6 protein-coding genes and 1 pseudogene are annotated in these 6,053 nt (G+C 45.5%); all 7 read right to left on the bottom strand.

Features of this window, described 5'->3' with window-relative positions:
* Nucleotides 1–232, bottom strand: a pseudogene (locus DSOL_RS25290) (hypothetical protein); the annotation flags it as partial.
* A gap of 83 nt (nucleotides 233–315) precedes the next feature.
* Nucleotides 316–480, bottom strand: coding sequence for a hypothetical protein (locus DSOL_RS27705; protein ID WP_207649680.1), 165 nt, complete (start codon nucleotides 478–480; stop codon nucleotides 316–318).
* Nucleotides 481–525: 45 nt separating this feature from the next.
* Nucleotides 526–1,806, bottom strand: a complete 1,281-nt coding sequence (gene hutI, locus DSOL_RS25285; RefSeq protein ID WP_075367476.1) for an imidazolonepropionase — start codon at nucleotides 1,804–1,806, stop codon at nucleotides 526–528.
* A 52-nt stretch (nucleotides 1,807–1,858) separates the two neighbouring features.
* A complete protein-coding gene (gene ftcD, locus DSOL_RS25280; protein WP_075367474.1) occupies nucleotides 1,859–2,755 on the bottom strand; it encodes a glutamate formimidoyltransferase in 897 nt (298 codons plus the stop codon).
* A 35-nt stretch (nucleotides 2,756–2,790) separates the two neighbouring features.
* Nucleotides 2,791–3,462, bottom strand: a complete 672-nt coding sequence (locus DSOL_RS25275; protein ID WP_235839002.1) for a cyclodeaminase/cyclohydrolase family protein — start codon at nucleotides 3,460–3,462, stop codon at nucleotides 2,791–2,793.
* A gap of 26 nt (nucleotides 3,463–3,488) precedes the next feature.
* Nucleotides 3,489–5,519 (bottom strand): urocanate hydratase, encoded by a 2,031-nt coding sequence (gene hutU, locus DSOL_RS25270; RefSeq protein ID WP_075367473.1) that lies wholly within the window; start codon nucleotides 5,517–5,519, stop codon nucleotides 3,489–3,491.
* Between the two features lie 324 nt (nucleotides 5,520–5,843).
* Nucleotides 5,844–6,053: DUF2284 domain-containing protein (locus DSOL_RS25265; RefSeq protein ID WP_218959009.1), on the bottom strand; the 210-nt coding region annotated here is incomplete at its 5' end.

Genomic DNA, 6,053 nt, shown 5'->3' with positions numbered 1-6,053 from the left:
CTGTCTTTAATGTTGATACGTCTGTCTTTAATGTTGATACGTCTGTCTTTAATGTTGATACGTCTGTCTTTAACGTAGATACGTCTGTCTTTAACGTAGATACGTCTGTCTTTAATGTTGATACGTCTGTCTTTAACGTAGATACGTCTGTCTTTAATGTTGATACGTCTGTCTTCATGATTTCAAGTAAGCCAAGGACTTTTCCAAACATCTCTCGAGTTTCTTGATCCATGCAAGTAATCCTCCCTAGGTTGAATCTCAACCTTCTAACCATATGTAACTATTTTACAGGTCCGAAGATGGTTTGTCCATCCCTTATTCTACTGTTACTTTCTTATGAACCATAATATCCAGAACGATCCGATCTACTTCACGGGTGCCTTGATTAGCGAGGCGCCCAAGGTTTTCAATAGTTTTTTCAGAATTATTTTCAATAATTCCATCTGTTTCCCGGATAACAATGCCCTCCACCGCCATCATATCGCGGAATTGCTCAATATGAGCGTCCCTACACTTAACGTAAGATTAAGAAGTACCATTTAGGGGATTAACATTCCAAACCACTTTCCCACGTTTAATCACTGTCCCAACTGGATTATTTCCAAAATGATACGGCAAATAATTCAAATTTGGTATGTCGAGAATAAGAACATCTCCCTGTTTCCCCACTTCTATACTTCCTACCTCATCCGCCCTGCCAATGGCATGCGCAGCATTTATAGTCGCCGCCGTCAAGGCTTCCTCAGGAGTAAGGCGAAGATAAAGACAAGCAAGAGTTAAAACAAGAGGCATTGACTCCGTTGGGGATGACCCCGGATTCGAATCCGTAGCCAAAGCGACGGGGACCCCCGCACTAATCATGTCTCTCGCTCGGGCATAAGAATTCTTGGCAAGGTTGAAAGACGTCGCCGGAAGCAGTACCGCGATCACCCCTTGTTCAGCAAGAGCGGCAATCCCGCCATCCGAAGCTTGGAGTAAATGGTCCGCACTCGTTACGCCCAGTTTCGCTGCCAATTCTGCTCCTCCTGCCGCGTCTAATTCATCGGCATGGATCTTCAACCTAAAGTTAAGTTGTTTAGCTTTCGATAAAATTCTCTCGCTAGAGTGGACACTAAAAATCCCAGGCTCGCAGAAAACATCACAGAACTCTGCTAGATTACGAGCAGCAATTTGTGGCAACACATCTGCGATAATATAGTTTGTAAACTCCTCTTCACTATAACCCGACGGAACCGCATGTGCTCCCATAAACGTGGGTACCAGATCGATTACCTGTTCACTGTCTAATTCCTTAATGAGACGCAACGCCCGCATTTCTTCATCTAATGTCAATCCATACCCACTCTTTACTTCTACCGTCGTCGTTCCTAAGCTAAGCATCGTCTGGAGGCGGCGCCTTGTTTGGGCCTTAATCTCTTCATCAGTAGCCTGCTTTGTACTCCGCACCGTTGAAAGAATCCCCCCGCCTTGTTTAAGGATCTCAAGATAGGGGACACCTTTCAGTTTCAAGGACAATTCATTTTCGCGTGAACCAGCATAGATAACGTGTGTATGCGGATCGACAAATCCCGGAGAAACAACCTTTCCCTGGGCACTTATTCGCCTCGTTTCTGGTCCAACCCAACCACCCGCTAAAACTTCCTCCGTTGTACCAACCGCTACGATCGCACCCTCACGCATAGCGACCGCACCGTCTTCCCGCAAACCAACCTCGGACATCTTCTCCCCACGAGCAGGACTACCCGAGTGACCTTCCATCGTCACCATAGTAGAAGCAGAATGAATCAAAAGATCCGCAAACTTCACAAAATCATCTCCTCTTAACGAGCATTTTGCACCTCCGCTCGCGCCAAAGCTCCTAAAACCCAAATACGCGTTTCTCCAAAATCTGCTCACTTGAGAAATCATGCAACCCCAAATAGTAGGTTGCCACATCCATCATAGCATCAAGCGGAACAAGCCCGACAATTTCGCTACCGACAATAGGCACACCAAAATGAGCCGCTTCTGTTTTAATAAATTCCAAAGCCCGATACAGTGGAGTCCCCTGAGTATCCACCATATTCATAGAAATTTGCACAAGCCCTTGCTCCGAAAGATCAATCCCTAAGGCTTTAATATTCACAAATCCACCTGAACTACCCCGTATTCCTTTGGCAATGGCTTTGCCAATCTCAAGATTCGTTGTCCCCAAGTTCACATTAAAGGCAACTAGAGGGGGACGAGCTCCAATAGCAATCGCCCCAGCCTTTCCCAACTCACTTGGCCCATAATCCGGGGTGCGCTCAGAAGTCGCAATACTCTCCTTTAGCCCTTCATATTGCCCTCTACGCACTTCCGCCAAATTGCGCCGTTCAGGCCTAGACGCCGCCTTCTCGTAGAGATAGACAGGAATCAATAATTCCCGACCCACACGTTCCCCTAATGTTTTGGCTAGATCAACACATTCTTCCATCGTCATCCCTCGGACAGGAACGAAAGGGACAACATCCGTAGCCCCCATGCGCGGATGTTCCCCTTGATGTTGATCAAGGTCAATCTTTTCAGCCGCTTTAGAAATCAATCTCCAGGCAGCCTCAAGCACTTTTTCTGGCTCACCAATCATACTTATAACTGTCCGATTGTGATCCGCATTGCTAGAATAATCCAGCAAAGTCACACCCGCCACTTGCCTCACCTCAGCGAGAATTTCCTCAACAACATCCAGCCGCCGACCCTCACTAATATTCGGAATACATTCTACGACTTTTACCACATACAACATCTCCCTAAAGCTCTGATTCCTAGTATCTACTTTAACCTCTCCAATACACTACCCTGGCTTTCTTCAAATAACCTGTTTCCCTCTCCTCGTATTCCTCGACATTCCTCCAGCAAGTCCTCTTTCGTCTTGAGGGACTTTAACCCCAAAGCATTTATTTGCACGTTATAGAGGGCCCCTTCTAAACCAGACTTAAACATAAGAGCCGCAACTCCCATATCACTTAAAGCGTTAGGATTTCCCTTAGCCAACAAGCCGGGCATTTCACGCAATCCAGCCAAACATTCTTTAGCTGTGCGCAGAGGAATCTCTGCTGCCTTAAATGTAGCTGTTTCCAAAGCTTCACGACGAAGGAGTTTTTCTTCCTCACTATTCTTAGGGAGACCTAAGGCCTCCATCACAACCGTAAAACCTTGAGTATCCTCTTCAACAAGAGCCAATAACCGCTCTTGCCTCGCCACTGCGTCTTCCAGCAAAGACTTCATCTCATGTTGGACCGCCGAAAATTTCTCTCGTCCCAGAGTCAGACGACATACCATGGCAACAAGAGCAGATCCTTGAGCCCCAGCATAAGCCGCCACGCTTCCGCCACCTGGCGCAGGGGAAGACGACGCCACCTCCTGGGCAAATTCACTTAAACTAAACTCTTTAAGATTCAATCTACCTGCTCCCTTCATTTGCTCTACCTTAATGTAAGTCAAGAACCGTCCCCAACTTGCGTCGCCCCTCATTTTGGTCCAAATAATCCGTCAACTAGTTCATCCACTAATTCCTCTTTCGGAATAAAGGGAACCGTAATATGCCCTGAACCTTTGTAACGTTCATTAAACTCAAGGCTTGTTTCAATGGAGTGCTCATTTCTGGCCCACGACCGTCGTGCCACTCCGCCCATGACGTCCCATAAAAGAGCGGATTTAATAACGTTATCTACACGTTCGCTCCCGTCAAGCACCAAGCCGAAACCACCATTGATGGCTTTACCAATCCCGACGCCCCCACCATTGTGAAGGGATACGAGACTCATCCCCCTTGCTGCATCTCCAGCAAAGCTTTGGACGGCCATATCGGCCATAACATTGCTCCCATCTTTAATGTTGGCTGTTTCCCTAAATGGAGAATCAGTTCCACTCACATCATGATGATCCCGTCCCAACATGACCGGCCCAATCTCTCCGGCACGAATCATCTCATTAAATTTCAGCGCAATTCTAATCCTTCCCTCGGCATCCTGGTAAAGAATCCTCGCTTGGGTACCGACGACGAGTTTATTTTTCTCGGCATCCTGAATCCAAATATAGTTGTCCCGATCTTGACCCCGGCGGGTCGGATCAATACAAGACATGGCTGCCTCGTCAGTTTTTCTCAAATCTTCCTTTTTGCCACTGAGACAAACCCACCTGAAAGGTCCGTACCCATAATCAAAAAGCTCTGGACCCATAATATCTTCAACATAGGACGGGAAAATAAAACCGTCTTTTTCATCCACGCCGTTTTTGGATATCTCTTTTACCCCAGCATCATAAACCGCTTTCATAAACGAATTTCCATAGTCAAAGAAATAGGTACCTCGTTCCACCAAAGTGCAGATCAATTCGTATTGGCGTCTTAAACTTTGATCTACCAAATCCTTAAATCTAATCCGATCCGTTCCGAGTAACCTTGTCCTCTCTTCAAAGGAAACCCCCTGCGGACAGTAACCCCCTTCATAGGCAACATGGCAAGACGTTTGGTCGGAGAGTAAATCCACTTTTATATTATGTTTAACGGCATACTCCAATAAATCCACGACATTACCTTGGTAAGCAATCGACATGGGTTCTTTCTTCTGCACATACTCAGCGGCAATGTTAAAGACTTCGGCAAGATCTGAAGAAACTCGACTAACCCAACCCTGATCATAACGGGTCTTAATTCTAGATTCATCAACTTCAGCGATAATACCAACCCCTTGGGCTATTTCTACTGATTTTCCCTGAGCCCCACTCATCCCACCAAGGCCCGACGAGATAAATAAATGCCCTCGAATATCCCCATCATGTGGGATTCCTAACCTTAGTCTTCCGGCATTGAGTAAGGTGTTAAACGTGCCATGGACAATCCCCTGCGGTCCAATATACATCCATCCACCTGCCGTCATCTGACCATAGTTAGCGACACCCATTTGTTCAGCAATTTCCCAATCCTTCTGATTATCAAACATACCCACCATTAAAGCATTGGTGATAATTACCCTAGGCGCTTCCGGTCGAGAGGGGAATAAGCCTACAGGATGGCCCGATTCCATCACCAAGGTCTGCTGGTCTGTCATCACTTCAAGATATTTTTTGATCAAACGATACTGCAGCCAGTTTTGGCAGACACTTCCCGTTTCGCCATAGGTTACAAGTTCATAGGGATAAAGGGCTACCTCAAAATCCAAGTTATTATCGATCATGACTTGAAAGGACTTGCCTTCTGTGCAGTTTCCCTTATATTCATCGATGGGTTTCCCAGATAATCGTCCAGTCGGTCTGAAACGATAAGCATAAATTCTACCTCTAGTCCGCAATTCCTCCAGAAATTCCGGGGCCAACGTCTCATGGAATTCTTCCGGAACATAGCGCAAGGCATTTTTTAAAGCAATTTTCGTTTGAGCTGGTGTTAAACTAAACCCTCTGTCTGGAGCTCTCCTGATTCCATCTTTAAATTCTTGGACCTCTGGCAATTCAAGATCTAATTTGATGGTCATGGCTTGCGAGATATCATAATTACTAATCATCGTCAGTCCCCCTCATTAAGATAATAAAACTTTACCTTTACTCTTACCTGCGTTATTCATCCTGCCCTTTAAAACCCTCTAGAGCTCGTTCGAACAGACAGGTACAGTAGCCCCTAAAGGCTACTGTTTTGTGTATCCCAAGGAATTAATCGTATGCTGAAACTGCCTCTTCTGAGATTATTACATAAGCCCAATCCAAAGGCAATTAAACATCGACAGGTTATTTGAACATGGTGTGCAAAAACACCCCCCTAGAACTTTCTACTTGGAAAAGTTTAAAAAGGCCTGCAGCAAAAATTGCTTCAAGCCTTTTAACATTGTATTTTAAATATTGAATAATATTAGTGCTACAAATGAAACCGTATTTTTACCATTGTTATAGGGTATTCCAGAGGATTTTACCAGGGCCATTACATCAATTCCATTTGCTTCAACGGAAGACACTGCTTTGTCAGGAAATTTGCACTTTTCTCCCACAAGATAGGCACACTTTGCACAATAAGTACAGGGACCCGCATTCAAGGGGAGTATTTT

Origin of the sequence: Desulfosporosinus metallidurans, assembly GCF_001936615.1 — a bacterium.
GTDB classification, from domain to species: Bacteria; Bacillota; Desulfitobacteriia; order Desulfitobacteriales; family Desulfitobacteriaceae; genus Desulfosporosinus; species Desulfosporosinus metallidurans.
This window is presented reverse-complemented; position numbering and strand designations above follow the sequence as displayed.